Source organism: Acidovorax temperans (assembly GCF_006716905.1).
In the GTDB taxonomy this organism is placed as follows: Bacteria; Pseudomonadota; Gammaproteobacteria; order Burkholderiales; family Burkholderiaceae_C; genus Acidovorax; species Acidovorax temperans.
The window spans coordinates 355,742-373,791 of record NZ_VFPV01000001.1 but is presented as its reverse complement, the minus strand read 5'-3'; the positions used below and the strand labels follow the sequence as shown (position 1 = coordinate 373,791).

Annotated in this window: 16 protein-coding genes; 9 read left to right on the top strand and 7 right to left on the bottom strand. The window is 63.4% G+C overall.

Translation table 11 applies throughout. From position 1 onward, the window contains the following. The first annotated feature begins 125 nt into the window (after positions 1-125). Entirely contained in the window at positions 126-2,120 is a 1,995-nt protein-coding gene (acs, locus tag BDD18_RS01795; protein ID WP_066694762.1) for an acetate--CoA ligase, read from the top strand. 284 nt (positions 2,121-2,404) lie between these two features. After that, on the top strand, positions 2,405-2,869 hold the full coding sequence (locus BDD18_RS01790) for a Signal transduction histidine kinase (RefSeq protein WP_066699346.1): 465 nt from the start codon (positions 2,405-2,407) through the stop codon (positions 2,867-2,869). A gap of 129 nt (positions 2,870-2,998) precedes the next feature. Here the strand turns inward: BDD18_RS01790 and BDD18_RS01785 are convergent, their stop codons facing one another. Next, positions 2,999-3,304 carry a c-type cytochrome gene (locus BDD18_RS01785; RefSeq protein ID WP_066699349.1) on the bottom strand — a complete coding sequence of 102 codons (306 nt, stop codon included), beginning with the start codon at positions 3,302-3,304 and terminating at the stop codon, positions 2,999-3,001. A 113-nt stretch (positions 3,305-3,417) separates the two neighbouring features. Between BDD18_RS01785 and BDD18_RS01780 the strand changes: the two genes are divergently transcribed. Continuing rightward, a complete protein-coding gene (locus BDD18_RS01780; RefSeq protein ID WP_044398679.1) occupies positions 3,418-3,660 on the top strand; it encodes a TIGR04438 family Trp-rich protein in 243 nt (80 codons plus the stop codon). Between the two features lie 185 nt (positions 3,661-3,845). Next, entirely contained in the window at positions 3,846-5,705 is a 1,860-nt protein-coding gene (gene ilvD / locus BDD18_RS01775) for a dihydroxy-acid dehydratase (protein WP_142081039.1), read from the top strand. 245 nt (positions 5,706-5,950) lie between these two features. Here ilvD and bfr read toward each other — a convergent pair whose 3' ends face one another. The 6 genes from bfr to BDD18_RS01745 form a co-directional block, all read right to left on the bottom strand. Continuing rightward, positions 5,951-6,427 carry a bacterioferritin gene (bfr, locus tag BDD18_RS01770; protein WP_067512193.1) on the bottom strand — a complete coding sequence of 159 codons (477 nt, stop codon included), beginning with the start codon at positions 6,425-6,427 and terminating at the stop codon, positions 5,951-5,953. 192 nt (positions 6,428-6,619) lie between these two features. Further along, complete coding sequence (locus BDD18_RS01765) at positions 6,620-6,880, bottom strand: TonB-dependent receptor (protein ID WP_170207363.1); 261 nt, start codon at positions 6,878-6,880, stop codon at positions 6,620-6,622. Positions 6,881-6,929: 49 nt separating this feature from the next. Continuing rightward, complete coding sequence (locus BDD18_RS01760; RefSeq protein WP_142081035.1) at positions 6,930-8,009, bottom strand: IS630 family transposase; 1,080 nt, start codon at positions 8,007-8,009, stop codon at positions 6,930-6,932. Positions 8,010-8,062: 53 nt separating this feature from the next. Then, positions 8,063-10,270: a TonB-dependent receptor gene (locus BDD18_RS01755; protein WP_244938962.1), complete on the bottom strand. Its 2,208-nt coding sequence runs from the start codon at positions 10,268-10,270 to the stop codon at positions 8,063-8,065. 249 nt (positions 10,271-10,519) lie between these two features. Next, positions 10,520-11,479, bottom strand: a complete 960-nt coding sequence (locus BDD18_RS01750; RefSeq protein ID WP_142081034.1) for a FecR domain-containing protein — start codon at positions 11,477-11,479, stop codon at positions 10,520-10,522. 185 nt (positions 11,480-11,664) lie between these two features. Then, a complete protein-coding gene (locus BDD18_RS01745; protein ID WP_142081032.1) occupies positions 11,665-12,162 on the bottom strand; it encodes a sigma-70 family RNA polymerase sigma factor in 498 nt (165 codons plus the stop codon). A gap of 198 nt (positions 12,163-12,360) precedes the next feature. On the opposite strand from BDD18_RS01745, the gene lgt reads away from it, so the two are divergent. The 5 genes from lgt to BDD18_RS01720 all read left to right on the top strand — a co-directional run bounded on the left by lgt (position 12,361) and on the right by BDD18_RS01720 (position 18,039). Continuing rightward, a complete protein-coding gene (gene lgt, locus BDD18_RS01740; protein ID WP_066691787.1) occupies positions 12,361-13,182 on the top strand; it encodes a prolipoprotein diacylglyceryl transferase in 822 nt (273 codons plus the stop codon). A 509-nt stretch (positions 13,183-13,691) separates the two neighbouring features. After that, entirely contained in the window at positions 13,692-14,360 is a 669-nt protein-coding gene (locus tag BDD18_RS01735) for a GntR family transcriptional regulator (protein ID WP_142081030.1), read from the top strand. Then, a complete protein-coding gene (locus BDD18_RS01730; RefSeq protein ID WP_142081028.1) occupies positions 14,357-15,856 on the top strand; it encodes a malonyl-CoA decarboxylase in 1,500 nt (499 codons plus the stop codon). Before BDD18_RS01735 ends, BDD18_RS01730 begins: the two co-directional genes overlap by 4 nt. 87 nt (positions 15,857-15,943) lie before the next feature. Continuing rightward, complete coding sequence (locus BDD18_RS01725) at positions 15,944-16,942, top strand: Bug family tripartite tricarboxylate transporter substrate binding protein (RefSeq protein WP_066699443.1); 999 nt, start codon at positions 15,944-15,946, stop codon at positions 16,940-16,942. A 296-nt stretch (positions 16,943-17,238) separates the two neighbouring features. Continuing rightward, on the top strand, positions 17,239-18,039 hold the full coding sequence (locus tag BDD18_RS01720) for an enoyl-CoA hydratase/isomerase family protein (RefSeq protein ID WP_066699450.1): 801 nt from the start codon (positions 17,239-17,241) through the stop codon (positions 18,037-18,039). Positions 18,040-18,050 lie beyond the last annotated feature (11 nt).

Sequence of the window (18,050 nt, the reverse complement as noted above, 5' to 3'; positions counted from 1 at the left end):
AGTGACGGCCGTCGAAACCAAGGGCTAACCCTGAGCCGAATAGTCACCTGCGAGTCAGTAGCATGTAAGTGGGGCAGAAGACAGTACCTGCGAATTCTTATTCCAATGACCCAGGAGACAACACCATGAGTGCAACAACATCTTCAATTGAGTCTGTGTTGGTGGAAAACCGAGTGTTTCCGCCAGCCGACGCAGTGGTCAAAGCTGCGCGCATCTCCGGCATGGCCGGGTACGAGGCTCTGTGCAAAGAAGCTGAAGCTGACTTCGAAGGCTTCTGGGCCAAGCAGGCGCGCGCCAATGTGCAGTGGACCAAGCCTTTCACCCGCACGCTGGATGAGTCCAACGCCCCGTTTTTCCGCTGGTTCGATGATGGCGAATTGAACGCCAGTGCCAACTGCCTTGACAAGCACATTGGCACGCCCACCGAGAACAAGACCGCCATCATTTTCGAAGCCGATGACGGCGAGGTCACCAAGATCACCTACAAGGAGCTGCTGGCCCGCGTGAGCCAGTTTGCCAACGCGCTCAAGGCCCACGGCGTGGCCAAGGGCGACCGCGTGCTGATCTACATGCCCATGACCATCGAGGGCGTGATTGCCATGCAGGCCTGCGCCCGCATTGGTGCCACGCATAGCGTGGTGTTTGGCGGCTTCAGCGCCAAGGCTGTGCATGAACGCATCATCGACGCAGGCGCAGTGGCCGTGATCACCGCCAACTACCAGATGCGTGGTGGCAAAGAGTTGCCGCTGAAGGCCATCATTGACGAGGCCTTGGCCATGGGCGGCTGCGACACCATCCGCAACGTGTTCGTCTACCAGCGCACGGCCACGGCCTGCAACATGGTGGCCGGGCGCGACAAGACCTTTGCCGAAGCGCTGGCAGGCCAAAGCACCGAGTGCGCTCCTGTGGCCGTGGGCGCCGAGCACCCGCTGTTCATCCTGTACACCAGCGGCTCCACAGGCAAGCCCAAGGGCGTGCAGCACAGCACCGGCGGTTATCTGCTGTGGGCCAAGATGACCATGGACTGGACGTTTGACCTGCGTGCAGACGATATCTTCTGGTGCACGGCCGACATTGGCTGGATCACGGGCCACACCTACGTGGCTTACGGCCCGCTGGCCGCAGGCGCCACGCAGATCATCTTCGAAGGCATCCCCACCTTCCCGAACGCAGGCCGCTTCTGGCAGATGATCGAGCGCCACAAGTGCACCATTTTCTACACCGCTCCCACGGCCATCCGCTCGCTCATCAAGGCAGCCGAAGCCGACGAGGCCGTGCACCCTGCGCGCTCCGATCTGTCGAGCCTGCGCATTCTGGGCAGCGTGGGCGAGCCCATCAACCCCGAGGCCTGGATGTGGTACCACAAGAACGTGGGCGGCGAGCGCTGCCCCATCGTGGACACCTTCTGGCAGACCGAAACGGGCGGCCACGTCATCACCCCGTTGCCCGGCGCTACACCACTGGTGCCCGGCAGCTGCACGCTGCCCCTGCCCGGCATCACGGCGGCCATCGTTGATGAGATGGGCAACGACGTGCCCAACGGCTCAGGTGGCATTTTGGTCATCAAGCGCCCTTGGCCCAGCATGATCCGCACGATCTGGAATGACCCCGAGCGTTTCAAGAAGAGCTACTTCCCCGAAGAGCTCAAGGGCTACTACCTGGCAGGCGACGGCGCTGTGCGCAGCGCTGACCGTGGCTACTTCCGCATCACTGGCCGTATTGACGATGTGCTGAACGTGTCGGGCCACCGCATGGGGACCATGGAGATCGAATCCGCACTTGTCGCTAAGACCGACCTGGTGGCCGAGGCCGCTGTGGTGGGCCGCCCTGACGATGTGACGGGCGAGGCCATTTGCGCCTTCGTGGTGCTCAAGCGTTCACGTCCCACTGGCGAAGAAGCCAAGCAGATCGCCAACGAGTTGCGCAACTGGGTGGCCAAGGAAATTGGCCCCATTGCCAAGCCCAAGGACATCCGCTTTGGTGACAACCTGCCCAAGACCCGCAGCGGCAAGATCATGCGCCGCCTGCTGCGCAGCATTGCCAAGGGCGAGGCCATTACGCAGGACACCAGCACGCTGGAAAACCCCGCAATCCTGGATCAACTGGCCCAGACCAACTGACCTTTTTAAGGTCTGATCTCACAAAGCGCCTGCCAAGCAGGCGCTTTTTTTATGGCCTGAGCGATTTGCGCTTGCTTGGCCCATTCATCGGGCGCATCGCTGCGCCTTTGTAGGATGGAGGCGCAACTTTGGCTTGGCATCGCTGCCAGCTCCGCAGTTGGGGTACAAACGCCCTCTACATGCCCTGCCGCTGGCCTTAGAGGATTCGCCCACGTGTTTGATGGTGTGAATCGCTCTTCCAGTCAGGGCTACAAGGTGCCAGTCTGGTTTGCGAAGGAGTTTTTATGAAGATGTTGTCCACCCTGTTGCTACTGATCATCGTGGCGATTGCAGGTTTGGCCTTGCTCAATTGGGACGCCTTGTCCGTGGTGACAGCGGTGTCTGTGGGCTTGGCGACCTTTGACGCCCCTCTGGGGCTGCTCATGCTGGGGCTTACCGCGCTGCTGGCCGTCTTGCTGGTGGCCTACGTGTTGTCTTTGCAAGGCTCGGTATTGCTGGAAACGCGTCGCCATACCAAGGAAATGCAGGCCCAGCGGGAGCTGGCCGACAAGGCCGAAGCATCGCGCTTTACCGAGCTTCGCGCATTTCTGGAGCAACAGCAAAGCCAGGCCCATGCTGCATTGTTGAACCGGCTAGACAACATGGAAACCCGGCTCACCGCGCGTGCGCAGGAGTCTGACAACACCACGGCGGCCTACGTGGGCCACTTGGAACAAAAGCTGGTGGGGCGCAGCGAACCGATGGTCTGAGGCTGGGTACACGCGTATTCGCCTGCTGCACTGTCTTACCCCACAGCAACAAAAAAGCCGCCAACCCAAAGGTTTGCGGCTTTTTTGCTTGGCGGGCTTGCGGCCCGCCGAAGTAGCGCGATGCGCTGATTACTTCTGGGCCATCACCCAGGCAGCCAGCTTCTTGGCTTCGGCTTCGTTCACTTGTGCGTTGGCTGGCATGGGCACGGGGCCCCACACGCCAGAGCCGCCCTTGATGATCTTGACGGCCAGCTTGTCCACAGCGTCTTTTTGACCAGCGTACTTGGCAGCCACGTCCTTGTAAGAAGGACCCACCAGCTTCTTGTCGACAGCGTGGCAAGCCATGCAATTCTTGGAAGTTGCGAGGGCTTGGTCGGCCATGGCAGGGGCAGCAACGGCAAGCGTCATGGCGATGGTGATCAGGGCACGTTTCATGGTGGGTTTCCTGTGGTTGGGTTACAGTTATTTCAACGCGATTGTAGTGATGCGCGTTGACTTCCGGTTGTGTTTGGTCAACGAATGCAATCACATTTTTTGAGGGGGCGGTTATGTATCTTTTAGGCATTTCACTTCTGTTGCTACTGCTCAAGTACATGGAGATTGGCCCCGTGGCTACATGGTCCTGGTGGGTGATTGTGGGCTCCTTCGGCGCCACGGCCGCATGGTGGATGTGGGCCGATGCCACCGGGTACACCAAGCGCAAGGCCGTTGAGCGCATGGAAAAGCGCAAGCAGGATCGCATCAACAAGAACAAGGAAGCCCTGGGCATGCGCCCACGCAAGCCCCGCTGAGGCTGTGTGGCGTCAAGACCCGTTCTTGGGTGGCCCCAGCTTCGTTTCCTCGCCTTTGCGCTCTTGGGGCCATGGCGAATGGCTCAGGGTTAACCTGCGGCTTCTCGCAAGGCCGGTTTTTTTCTGCTGGGGGATAATTCCCCGGCGCTCTTTCGCCTTTTTCCAACACTTCACCCGACATCACGATGCCCGTTTACCGCTCCAAAACCTCTACCGCTGGTCGCAACATGGCTGGTGCCCGCTCGCTGTGGCGTGCCACCGGCATGAAGGACGACGACTTCAGCAAGCCGATCATTGCGGTGGTCAACTCGTTCACGCAGTTTGTGCCAGGCCACGTTCACCTCAAGGACCTGGGCCAGCTGGTGGCGCGTGAGATCGAGGCGGCGGGCGGTGTGGCCAAAGAATTCAACACCATCGCCGTGGACGATGGCATTGCGATGGGCCACGACGGCATGCTGTACTCGCTGCCCAGCCGCGACATCATTGCCGACTCGGTGGAATACATGGTCAACGCGCATTGCGCCGATGCCATGGTGTGCATCTCCAACTGCGACAAGATCACCCCCGGCATGCTGATGGCCGCCATGCGGCTGAACATCCCCGTGGTGTTCGTCTCGGGTGGCCCCATGGAAGCTGGCAAGGTCAAGCTGGCCAACCCACAAACACAAAAAATCGAATTCAAAAAGCTCGACCTGATCGACGCCATGGTGATGGCCGCCGACGACAAGGTGAGCGATGCCGACGTGGCCGAGGTCGAGCGCTCTGCCTGCCCCACCTGCGGTTCCTGCTCGGGCATGTTCACTGCCAACTCGATGAACTGCCTGACCGAAGCCCTGGGCCTGTCGCTGCCCGGCAACGGTACCGTGGTGGCCACGCACGCCGACCGCGAGCAACTCTTCAAGCGCGCTGGCCGTCTGGCGGTAGAGCTGTGCAAGCGCTACTACGAAGAAGAAGACACCACCGTGCTGCCGCGCTCCATGGGCTTCAAGGCCTTTGAGAACGCCATGACGCTGGACATCGCCATGGGCGGCTCCACCAACACCATCCTGCACATCCTGGCTATCGCGCAAGAAGCCGAGATCGACTTCACCATGGCCGACATTGACCGCATTTCGCGCGATGTGCCCCAGCTGTGCAAGGTGGCGCCCAACACCAACAAGTACCACATCGAAGACGTGCACCGCGCAGGCGGCATCTACGGCATCCTGGGCGAGCTGGACCGTGCGGGCAAGCTGCACACTGATGTGCCCACCGTGCACACCAAAACGCTCAAGGAAGCGCTGGACGCGTGGGACATCAAGCGCAACCCATCCGACGCGGTGAAGACCTTCTACATGGCCGGCCCCGCTGGCATCCCCACGCAAGTGGCCTTCAGCCAAAGCACCCGCTGGCCCAGCCTGGACGAAGACCGCGCCGAAGGCTGCATTCGCGCCTATGAGCACGCCTTCTCCAAGGAAGGCGGCCTGGCCGTGCTGACCGGCAATATCGCCGTCAACGGCTGCGTGGTCAAGACCGCAGGCGTGGACGACAGCCTGCTGGTGTTTGAAGGCCCCGCCCATGTGGTCGAGTCGCAGGACGAAGCCGTGGCCAACATCCTGGCCGACAAGGTCAAGGCGGGCGATGTGGTCATCGTGCGCTACGAAGGCCCCAAGGGCGGCCCCGGCATGCAAGAGATGCTGTACCCCACCAGCTACATCAAGTCCAAGGGCCTGGGCAAAGCCTGCGCGCTGCTGACCGATGGGCGCTTTTCGGGCGGCACCTCGGGCCTGTCCATCGGCCACGCCTCGCCCGAAGCCGCTGCTGGCGGCGCGATTGGCTTGGTGAAGAATGGCGACCGCATCCGCATCGACATCCCCAACCGCAGCATCAACGTGCTGGTGTCTGACGAAGAACTGGCCCAGCGCCGTGCAGAGCAAGACGCCAAGGGCTGGAAGCCCGCGCAGCCACGCCCTCGCAAGGTGTCTGCTGCGCTCAAGGCCTACGCCAAGCTGGTCATGTCGGCCGACAAGGGCGCTGTGCGCGATTTGTCGTTGCTGGACGACTGAGAGGCTCCCTCTCGGCAGTCATAAGCTCCAGTCATCGCCACCCGCGCTGCGGCGCACCTGGAGTGGCTTGGTTGGATGCACTGACCCCATGCAAAAGGCCGCCAAGCAGTGATGCTTGGCGGCCTTTTTGATGGTTATGCTATTGATTTAATAGCTGCTTGCGCTTGATTGGAGGGCGCTAGAGCTTGATTTGATCAAATATTGCGAAGTGAGCGGTTGCCCTGGGCTCAGCCCATTAAGACCCTTCAGGCCGCAGCTTGCGACTGGCTTTGCAGGTAGTTGGGCAGGCCCATTTTTTCGATCAGCCCCAGTTGCTTCTCCAGCCAGTAGGCGTGGTCTTCCTCGGTGTCGCGCAGCTGGGCCAGCAGCAGGTCGCGGCTTACGTAGTCGCGCACGCTCTCGCACAGCTCCATGCCTTTTTGCAGGGCATCGCGCACTTCGTATTCCACGGCCAGGTCTTTTTGCAGCATCTCTACCACCGTGGTGCCGGGGGTGAAGGGGTTGGGGCGCATGTCAGGCATGCCGCCCAAAAAGAGGATGCGGCGCAGCAGCGCGTCGGCGTGCTGGGTTTCTTCCTGCATTTCGTGGTCCAGGCGGGTGTACATCTTCACCAGGCCCTGGTCTTCGTAAATGCGCGAGTGGATGAAATACTGGTCACGCGCGGCCAGCTCGCCGCGCAGCAGGTTCTTGAAATATTCGATGACTTGTGGGTTGCCTTGCATGGCGCTACTTCCTTGTTTTTTGTGTTTTTGAGGGGGAGAGTATCGCGCCCGCGCAGACGGTTTCCGGGTTTTTCGCGTGATAACCCCTGTGCGCCAGTCTGCATGCGCACAGGGATCAGAAGCGTTCGCATTGCCCCCGCAGGGCCCGCACGCTATGTGCGCGTTTTTCGCAGTGCGGGCAAGGGGCGGCTCTCAGAAATCGACCTGTGCCGACACGGTCAGTGTGCGTGGCAACCCGGTGGTCGAATAGCTGTTGAGGCCGGTGATCCAGTAGGCCTTGTCGGTCACGTTCTCCAGGTTGGCGCGGAACACCACCGCCTTGCCCGCCAGTTTGGTGGCGTAGCGCGCGCCCAGGTCCAGCCGTGTCCAGCCGGATGTGCTCAGCGTGTTGGCCACGTCGCTGTACACGGAGGACGAGCTGACAACGCGGCCATTGAGGCTCAGGCCCTGCACCCAGGGCGTGTCCCAGTCCAGCCCTAGTGTGGTGTCTCAAAAGTAAGCATCAAATAATGGTACTCGCTGCCCGCGCCACAGATGCCAAGATGGTGTCCGCACTTTTATGCCACACGAACGGCTTGGGATCCTCGTTGTGACGATCAATGTATTCCCGTATGGATTGCTCCAGCTGAGCAACGCTGGTGTGGGCGCTGCGCTTGATCCACTGCTCGCTGATCTGGCTAAAGAAACGCTCGACCAGATTGAGCCAGGACGCTGAGGTGGGCGTGAAGTGAACGTGGTAGCGAGGATGGGCTGCTAGCCAGGCCCGCACTGCCTGCGTCTTGTGCGTGCCGTAGTTGTCCATGATCAGGTGGATGTCTTGTTCGCCAGGCACCGCTGCATCGATGGCTTTGAGGAACTGCAGGAATTCCACACTGCGGTGACGGCGCTTGAGCTGTCCTATGACTTTGCCAGTGGCCACATCCAGCGCTGCAAACAGCGACGTTGTGCCATGGCGCTTGTAATCGTGCGTGCGCGTGCTGGGTTTGCCAAACGTCAGTGGTAACCCTGGTTGGGTGCGATCCAGAGCCTGGATCTGGCTCTTCTCGTCCACGCACAGCACCAAGGCGCGATCGGGTGGTGCCATATACAGCCCCACCACATCCCGTACCTTGTCCACGAAATGGGGATCCGTCGATAGCTTGAAGGTTTCTTGCAGGTGCGGCTTCAGCTCAAAGGCATGCCAGATGCGCTGCACCGTCGCGGGCGATACGCCAGCGTGCCGACTCATCTGGCGCACGCTCCAGTGCGTGGCGTTGTCAGGCTTGCTCTGGCGAACCTTGTCCACAATGAGCTGAACCTGCTCGTCGCCCACACTGCGCGGGCGGCCAGCGCGCGGGGCATCGGTCAAACCCGCCAGACGATACGCCCGGTAGCGCCGCCGCCACTTGGAGACAGTTTGCACCGTCGTGCCCAAGCGTTGGGCAATCATGGTGCCCGACTCCCCATCTGCGCAGCCCAGCACGATTCGCATGCGCAGCTTCTCGTCCTCGGGCGCTTTGCGTACGCGCAGTCGCGCATGCAGCTCTGCGCGCTCGGCATCGGTGATCTGCAGCTTCGTGGCGGGGCGTCCAGGGTGGGCCATCAGCGTAGTCTCCTATAAGGAAGCTGATTCGACCAACACCGGTCAAAATAGTTCTATCTATTTTTGAGACACCACACTAGGTTGTAGTTGATTTTGGGCACGCCGGTGGCTGTGTTGCCCTGGTTCACGCCACTCTGGGTGCGGGTGAGCTTGGCGCTGGTGAACGCGGTGCTGGCCATCAGGCGCAGGCCGCGTTGCAGCTCGCCGTAGGCTGTCAGTTCCAGTCCGCGGTTGCGCTGCTCTCCGTCGTAGCTGTAGTGGTTCATGCTGGGGTCTACCGCCGACGGCGTAGCGTAGGCGCTGGGCCGTTTGATTTGGTAGATGGCGGCCTGCGTCGTGATGCGGCCCCAGTCCACCTTCACGCCCACTTCGATCTGCTTGGACTTGAAGGGCGGAATGGTTTCGCCTGCATTGTCATAGGGCGGGGTGGCTGTTTCCGACACCTTGCTGCCGCGCGAAAGGCCTGCGGTGTAGTTGGCGTAAATCGATGTGTTTTTGGCGGGCTTGAAGACCACCCCCGCCAGCGGTGTGGTGCTGCTGGCCTTGTACTGGCTGGTGGACGCGCCCGTGGTCACGTTGAAGCCCTGGTAGTCCATGGTCTGCCTGCGCAGCCCCAGCGTGACCAGCAGGCGCCCGTCCAGAAAACCCATGGTGTCGGCGATGGCCACGCTGTGCTGGAGGTTCTCCACGCTCTTGGCGGGTGCTCCGCGCACGCCCGTCATGGCCGGGGCAGGCACCGGGTTGTAGAGGTTGGACGCTGCGGATGATCCGGTGGCGTAGAAGTAGCCCGTCTCCTGCTCCATGTAGTTCACGCCCACCGCCACGGTGTGCTTGACGGAGCCCGTCGTGAAGCGGGTGCGAAGGCCTGCGTCGGCGGCCTTGGAGTCGGTGTACTGGTCGTACCACGCATTGCGCACGGTGAAGTCGCCCGCCGCGTTCAGCCCCGAGCCGCCAGGAAAGTCCTGCATGTAGTCCAGCTTGGACCAGCCCACGCCGCCATAGAGGGTGGTGCTGTCGGTGAGGTCATGCTCCAGGCGCGACGTCATCAGTTTGAAGTTGTCTTTCAACTGGGTGCCTGGGTACCAGGCCGTGCGCGTGTCGGGCACGGCAGGGATGGCAACAGCGGCTGGCAGGGTGATGTGGTTGCGGAAGTTGTCGGTCTGGCCGCGCGTGGCCATGGCGTCCAGCGACCAGCGGGTGCGTGCGCCTGCGTAGTCCAGCGCCACCGAGCCCAGGTTCAGGTTCTGCTTGCCCTCGTCAATGGTGCCCTCGCCGCCGCGCACCAGGCCGTTGACGCGCACCCCCCACTGGTTGTCTTCGCCAAAGCGGCGGCCCACGTCCAGATGCGCGGCCAGGTTGGCTTGGCTCATGAATGTGGTGGTGACGCGCGTAAGCGGCACATCGCCTGCGCGCTTGAGCACGGTGTTGATGCTGCCGCCCACGCTGCCGCTCGGGCCCACGCCGTTGGTCAGCGCCCCCGGGCCTTTGAGCACCTCCACACGCTCGATGGATTCCAGCGGAATGCGGGTGGAGGGGGCCAGCCCATACAGGCCGTTGATGGCCAGGTCGCCGTTGGGCAGGGTGAGGCCACGAATCTGGAACTCGTCACCGAAGCCGCCGCGTGCGGCCAGGGGGCGCACCGATGCGTCGTTCATCACCACGTCCGACACGCTTTGGGCCTGCTGGTTTTCGATCAGCTCCGAGGTGTAGTTGGTGGTGCTGAACGGCACGTTCATCAAGTCGGTCTTGCCCAGCATGCCCAGGTCGCCCCCACGCGCCAGTTGGCCGCCCGAATAGGTCTTTTGCAGGCCGCCAATGGCCTCGGCCTCTTCCGAAACCACCACCTCGGCCAGCGCTGCCTTTTGCACGGGCGCAGCCGCGGCGCGCAGCACATAGGCGCCGTTGGCCTCGCGCACGGCGCGCCAGCCGGTGCCCTCCAGCGCCTTGGCAAAACCTGCGTCCACGCCATAGCTGCCTTGCAGTCCGCCAGAGCGGGCACCGCCCAGCTGCGCGGCGTCAAAGGCCAGGGTCACACCGGCAGCGTGTGCGTACTGCGCCAGCACCTGGGCCAGGGGGCCTGCCTCAATCGCAAAGGACTTGGCGGCCGTGGCCGGTGCGGTGGTGGCCGTGCCCTGTGCGTAAGCCAGCGGCGTGAGCAGTGCAGCGGCGCTCAGCGCCGCAATGCGGGCGGCACGGGCCAGGGGGGGCAGGGCAAATTGGGGGTGATCGGCGCGGCCGCCGTTCATTCGGGTGCGGGACATGGAGCTTCCTCGGTTCGGTGGGATGGAAAAAATTCGCTTCACTGGTATGCCGAACGAGGCGCGCCGATCATGCAAAGGTTGTTACAAATTTGCGGAAAAAATTCAGGCAGCGTGTGCCCAATTTATAAGCCATTTAGGCACCTAGCGCTTATGGGTAAATCGCGGTCAGCTATCAATTTGATAGTTTTTTGAAGCGGGCAGGGCGGTGGCAAGGGGCGTTGGGCTCAGGCCCTCGGGCCCTCGGGCCCTTCATGCAGCCTCCACCCGCACCCAGTAGCGCGTGCGGTAGTGCACCTGCACGGCAAAGCTGGCGGCCAGGGCGGCCAGCGCTCGGTCGGTGTTGTCCAGCGTAAAAGCGCCAGACACCTGCAGGTGGGCCACTTCGGGCGCGCAGCCCAGATAGCCGGGGCGGTAGCGGGCCAGCTCTTGCACCAGCTCGGCCAGCGGCATGTCCAGGGCGACCAGCCCGCCGTCGCGCCAGCTGGCCTGCGCCAGATGGGCCGGTTGAGGGGGCAGGGCTTCGGTGGACGAAAAAACCATCTGCTGCCCGGCCACCAGCAGGCGCGCCTCGCCATGGGTGGGCTGCACGCGCACCGATTTTTCTTGCACCGCCACGCGGGTGTGCTGGGCGTCCAGCACCTGCACGGTGAACTGTGTGCCCAGCGCCAGCACGCTGCCCTGTGGCGTTTGCACGCTGAAGGGGCGTTGGTGCAGGTCCGGGCGGGTGGTGATCTGGATGCGGCCAGACCGCAGACTCAGCCTGCGGTCGTTGGCGTCAAAGTGCTCGTCCACCGCCGTGGCGGTGTCCAGCGCCAGCTCTGACCCATCGGGCAGGCCCAGCTGCTGGCGCTCGCCCGTGGCGGTGTGGTAGCTGGCGCCCAGCGCCTGCCAGGGGCTGGCTTGCCACGCCAGCCAGGTGGCTGCGCACCCGCCCAGGCCCAGCGCCACGCCACGCAGCGCCGCGCGTCGCGCCATCGGCGGTTGCGCCAAAGCCTGCATCGCCACGGGGGCTGGAATGCGCGCCAACCGCTGGCTCACGGCCTGCACCGTTTGCCAGGCCCACTGGTGGCTGGGGTGGGCGCTGTGCCACTGCTGCCAGGCCTGCAGGTCTTCGGGCGTGGCGGCCTCGTCATGCAGGCGGGTGTGCCAGCGTGCGGCCTCGTTCAGGGCTTGGCGCTCGGCCGGGGTGCGGGTGGCGGCGGATTTCATGCAGGCGGGCAGGGTGCAACGATTCAGAGGCTCAGAGTTTTTTGCCCGTGCCCGAAAGGTGCGTCAAAACGCCGCTGATCGAGGCGGAAAGCGCAGGCATAGCTCGGGCTAAGGCGAGCATTTGCAACGACGAGCAGCGGTGTTTTGGCGTGCAAGGCGGGCATAGGCAAAAGACTTTCAGCCTCTCAGGCCAAGGCCAGGCAGCAGTGCTCCATGGCGCGCGTCAGGTAGTTGCTCACCGTGCGGTGCGATATGCCCAGGCGCCGGGCGATTTCTGCATAGGGCAGCTCTTCCAGCTGCGCCAGCAAAAACGCCTGCCGCACCTTGGTGGGCAAGGCGCGCAGCAGGGCGTCTACCTCCAGCAGGGCCTGCTGGGCTTGGGCCTGGTCCTCGGGGGAGGGGGCTTGTTCCTCGGGGGAGGGGGCTTGTTCCTCGGGTAAGGCAACCAGGTATTCCAGGTAGGCCTGCTCCAGAGTGCGCCGCCTGAACAGGTCCGCCACCAGCCCACGCGCCACCGTTGCCAAAAAGCCCCGCGGCTCGCACAGGTCTGTAGGCGACAACTCTGAGCGCATCACCCGCACAAAGGTGTCGTGCGCCAGGTCCGCCGCGTCCTCGCGGTTGCCCAGTCGCTTGCGCAGCAGGCTTTGCAGCCAGGGGTGGTGGTCTAGGTAAAGCTCTTGCACGGCAAAGAACGGGCCAAGGGGCAGACGGGCGGAACCAGTTGGAGGGATGTGAATGCAAATGGGAATGCTTATCAATTATGTCAAAGTTGCATCCATCCCGTTCACGTGCCCATGCCTGGCTGCGTTGAGCTTTGGCACGCAGCGCCCTTTGGCCCCACGCCAGGCCCGTCATGGCTTGCGGGCACAATACCGCCCACCATGCTGACTTACCCCCACATCGACCCCGTTGCCCTGCAGTTGGGCCCCCTCGCCATTCACTGGTACGGCATCACGTATCTGGTGGCGTTTGGGCTGTTCATGTTCCTGGGCACGCGCCGCCTGCGGCACGAGCCCTTTGCCTCCATCACCGGCCCCAGCGCCTGGACGCGCAAGGATGTCGAGGACATTCTTTTCCTCGGCGTGGTGGGCGTGGTCATTGGCGGGCGGCTAGGGTACTGCCTGTTCTACAAGCCCGGCTACTACCTCACCCACCCGCTGGAGATTTTTGCGGTGTGGCAGGGCGGCATGGCGTTTCACGGTGGCCTGCTGGGGGTGATTGCCGCCATGCTGTGGTTTGCCCATTCGCGCAAACGCCCCTGGCTGCAGGTGGCTGATTTTGTGGCGCCCTGCGTACCCACTGGCCTGGCTGCAGGCCGTGTGGGTAACTTCATCAACGGCGAACTGTGGGGCCGCTTTGCCAGCCCCGATCTGCCCTGGGGCATGGTGTTTGCGCACAGCGGTTCGCTGCAGCCGCGCCACCCTTCGCAGGTCTACCAGTTCTTGCTGGAAGGGCTGCTGCTGTTCGTGCTGCTGTGGCTGTATGCCCGGCGCGAGCGCAAACAGGGCCAAGTGGCCGCCGCCTTCCTGGTGGGCTACGGCAGCTTCCGCTTCATTGCCGAATATTTCCGCGAACCCGACAGCTTCCTCGGCCTGTTGTCGCTGGGTATGAGCATGGGTCAGTGGCTGTGCGTGCCCATGGTGGCTGCGGGCGTGGCACTCTGGGTGTGGGCGCAGCGCCAGCCGGTGGCTGCACGCCGTTAAGCCGCGCGTTGTTCAATTCCCCGGCTCCGGGTTGTTGAGCTGGGGGCGCCGTCCTCCAGGCGCTTTCTGTGCGCTGAAATCTTTGTGGTCCGACCTCAGTGCCAGCAACGCAACGTTGCTGGCCGGGCATCCTGCTGCGCATCGACCGCCTTCGTGAATTGCTATTATTTTAATAGCTGCTTGCGCTTTTCTATCGGGCGCTAGAGCCTCATTTGGCTCAAATTTCAGCCAAGCACCGCTGGCGCTTCGCCCAGACCCGGCCGCCCACTCATCACCCTCCAAGTGTTGTGCAACCGCCGCAGACTGCGGCTATTTACCCCGCCCGGGCCAAAACTCGGGGTTTCCATCTTGTGATTTTTCATAATTATGAGAAATTACAAACGAAATCGACAGATGCCGTGCTGTTGAACGCGGTAGGGTGAAAAAACACCCCCGGCTTACGTTCTTCAGCATCCGTCGTCCTCCCATTCGGGGGGCGTGCTTTCATTTTCCAGGAGCTGCTTCAGACCATGCGCCCGGTTCCCAATTCACTGCACGATGAAGTCGCCTCGCGGCTGCGCGAGCAGATTTTTGGTGGCGCACTGCCGCCAGGCAGCTTTCTGGACGAGGCTGCGCTGTGCGAGCGGCTGGAGATTTCGCGCACCCCGCTGCGCGAGGCGCTGAAGGTGCTGGTGGCCGAGGGGCTGCTGCGCCACGAACCGCGCCGGGGCTGCTTTGTGGCCGAGGTGACGGAGCGCGACCTCGACGAAATCTTCCCCGTGATCGCCTTGCTGGAAGGCCGTGCCGCCCACGAGGCCACGCAAAAGGCCAGCAGTGCCGATGTGGCGGCGCTCGAGACCCTGCACCAGCGCCTGCAGCAATGCGCCAGCGAAGGCCGCATCCCCGACTACTACGCCGCCAACCACGCCATCCACGAGGCCTTCATCACCCTGGCCGACAACCGCTGGCTGGCGCAGGTGATTGGCGATTTGCGCAAGATTTTGCGGCTGGCCCGCCTGCAGCAGTTGCACGCGCCGGGCCGGTTGCAGCAAAGCCTGGCCGAGCACCTGGCAGTGTTCACCGCGCTGAAGGCGGGCGACAGCGCCGCCGCCGAAGATGCCATGCGCACCCATTTGTTACGCCAGCGCGATGCGCTGCGCGATGTGGCCCGTAACCAGCAATCGAGGTTGACACCATGAACAGCACCGCCGAATGGATCTCCCGCAGTGTCTCCCGTCTGCGCGCTGCCGCCCCCGTGGCCGACAAGGAGGGCGCCAAGGGCCCTGAAAAACTGGCCCGTGCCAGCACCGATAAATCGGGCGTGACCGATGTGGTACCCAAGGTGGCCGCGCCGCGCTCCACGCACGAACGGCTGCAGGCCACCCTGCGCCGGGGGCAAGAGGCCCTGTCGCCCCGCGCACTGCGCCGCCTGCACACTGATTTGCAAGCCGTGGTGGCCCCGCAGGTGAGCGAGCTGGAAGGCGGCCGCCGCGCCCAGGCCGTGGCCGAGTGGTATGCCACCGCCGAGCTGGAAGAGCGCCGCGACATGTGGCTGCTGCTGTGCGAGCAGTTTGCGCCCGACGCCACCGAATTCAAATCGGCCCGCCAGCGCTACGAGGCCGCCGCAGGCACGGCCGAAGAGGGGCAGGCCGAAATCTCGCTGCGCCGTGCGCTGGTGTCGCCGCGCACCCGGCTGCTGCAGCGGTTTGCGGTGTTCCCCGATGGGATGCGCTTTTTGGTGGACATGCGCGCCGAGTTGCTGCCCCTGCTCAAAAGCGACAAGCGCCTGCTGGCGCTCGATGCCGAGCTGGAGCAGTTGTTCTCTACCTGGTTTGACGTGGCGTTTTTGGAGCTGCGCCGCCTGTCGTGGGACTCGCCTGCCTCGCTGATCGAAAAGCTCATCAAGTACGAGGCCGTGCACGACATTCGCAGCTGGGCCGACCTGAAAAACCGGCTGGACAGCGACCGCCGCTGCTATGGCTTCTTCCACCCCCGGCTGCCCAACGAGCCGCTGATTTTTGTGGAAGTGGCGCTGGTCGACAAAATCTCGCCCAGCATCACGCCGCTGCTGGATGAATCTGCCGCACCCGTCGATATCACCCGCGCCACCACGGCGATTTTTTACTCCATCAGCAACACGCAAACCGGCCTGCGTGGCGTGAGCTTTGGCGACTCGCTCATCAAGCATGTGGTGGAGACGCTGACGCAGGAGTTTCCGCGCCTGCGCACCTTTGCCACGCTGTCGCCCATTCCGGGGTTCCGCGCATGGCTTTCCAAGAACGCGGGGGCCATGCTTGACCGCCTGGACGACAAGCGCCGCAGCGAACTGGGCCGGGCCGTGGGGTTTGAGCCGCCACAGGCCACGCACTTTCTGGCGGCGGTAGATAAACCGCTCGACCTGGACGCCAAATCGCCCGTGCGGCAAATGCTGCTCGAATGCGCGGCCCACTACCTCGCCCGCGAAATGGTGGACGGCAAGCCGGTGGATGCCGTGGCACGCTTTCACCTGGGCAACGGCGCGCGGGTAGAACGGCTGAACTGGGCGGGCGACCCGTCTGCCAAGGGATTGAAACAATCGTATGGGTTGATGGTGAATTACCTGTACGACTTGAAGCGCATAGACAAGCACCGGAGCTTGCTGGCGCAGGGCAAAGTGCCAGCGTCGGGAGACATCGACAGCCTTTGCCGCCATTGATGGTCGGTTCGCGGGCCACTGAACAGGTTCTCAGAGGCTCCGCCAGGGACGGACTTCCTTTTTTATAACGACGACAGGAGACAAGGAATGACAACAGAAAACATGGTGCAGCGCCGCGACGTGCTGCGAACCGCCGCAGGTGCTGGCCTGGGCTTGCTGGGCGCGGGCAGCGTGTGGGCGCAGGCATCGGCCTGGCCCACCAAGCCGGTGAACCTGGTGGTGCCGTTTCCTGCCGGTGGGGGCACCGATGCCTTTGCGCGCCCCCTGGCAGCGCAGTTCTCCAAAGCCACGGGCAAGACGCTGGTGATTGACAACCGCGGCGGCGCGGGCGGCACCGTGGGCGCCAGCTTTGCGGCCCGCGCGGCGGCCGATGGCTACACGCTGTTCATGGGCGGCGTGCACCATTCCATTGCCCCCGCCATGTACCCCAAGCTCGATTACGACATCGAGAAAGACTTCATCCCCCTAGCCCTGCTGGCCCAAGTGCCCCAGGTGCTGGTGGTCAACCCCAAGACGCCCTCGGCCAACTTCAAGCAGTTCCTCGACCATGTGAAGAAGAACCCTGCCAAGCTCAACTACGGCTCGGCCGGCGCAGGCACGTCGCACCACCTGGCGGGCGAGCTGTTCAAGCAGCAAACGGGCACCTTTATCACGCACATCCCTTACCGTGGCGCGGGCCCCGCATTGCAAGACCTGATTGGCGGCAATGTGGACATGATGTTTGACGGCCTGGGCTCGTCCGCCGCGCACATCAAGGGTGGGCGCATCAAGGCGCTGATGGTGTCGGGCACCAAGCGCAACCCCGCCTTCCCCGATGTGCCCTGCGCCGCCGAAGTGGGCTTGCCGGACTACACCGTCACCACCTGGTACGGCCTGTGGGCGCCCAAGGGCACGCCCGCCGACGTGCAGGCCAAAATCGTGGAAGAAATTCGCAAGCTCGGTTCGTTTGACGAACTCAAGTCCATCTGGGCCAGCAACGGCGCAGAGTACGGCGGCATGACGCAGCAGCAATTCGCCGCCTTCGTGAGCGGCGAAGTCAAGCGCTGGTCTGACGTGGTCAAGGCCTCTGGCGCCAAATTGGACTAACCCCCAAGACGGTGCAAACAAACCCGCCATGCCCGCTCGTTCCGCACAAGCGCACACCGTCGTTGTTGCAAATGCTCGCCATAGCCAGTGCTATGGCTGCGCTTTGCGCCTAGACGGAGCGTGCTTGTGCGGCGCGCTCGGGCACGCCGGGCTTATTCGCACCGTCCGCGCTTTGCGCCTTCCCCCTGAAGGGGGACGCCACCGGTGGCCTGGCAGAGCCAGTTCCACGGTGGCGCTGGTGATAGTGCAGTGCGGGTGCGAAGGTTGCGGGGAATGTGAAGGAAATGGATACCAAGATGTCGGGTGAGGTGCTGGTTCAGGACGGCGAAGCCGGTGTGGTGTGCGTCACGTTGCGCCACACCGGGCGGCTCAATGCCATGTCGCGCACCATGTGGCGCCAGTTGCGGTCGGTGTTTGAAGGCATCCAGGCCAGCAACGCGCGCTGCGTGGTAATTGCGGGCGAGGGCGGCGCCTTCTGCGCCGGGGGAGACATTTCGGAATACCCCGGTTTCCGGTTTGACGCAGCCGCGCTGCGCGACTTTCACGAAAACGACGTGTGGGGCGGCCTGAATGCCATGCTGGCGTGCGATGTGCCCATCGTCGCCAGCATCAGCGGCGCCTGCATGGGCGCGGGGGTCGAGATTGCCAGCTGCTGCGATGTGCGCGTGGCGGGCGCTGCGGCCCGCTTTGGCGCGCCCATTGCCAAGCTCGGCTTTCCCATGGCCCCGCGCGAGGCGCAGCTGGTAGCCGCCGCCGTGGGCGAAACCGCTGCCCGCCAAATGCTGCTGGAAGCCGCCACCTTCACCGCCGCTGACATGCTGGCGCGCGGCTTTTTGAGCCGCGTGGTGCCCGACGACGATGTGCCCGCCGAAGCCCTGGCCAGCGCCCGCCGCATCGCCGCCCTGGCCCCGGGCGCCGCACGCATGAACAAGCAAGTGCTTCGAGCATTAAAAACGCATCCAGCGCTTGATGGGAAAGCGCCAGCAGCTATTGAAATGATAGTAAATGGCCCGCACGACCCCTATGCCTACGCCGACAGTGCCGAGCACCGCGAAGGCATTACCGCGTTTCTTGCCAAAAGACCCCCTGTGTTTTAACCGCTGAACTG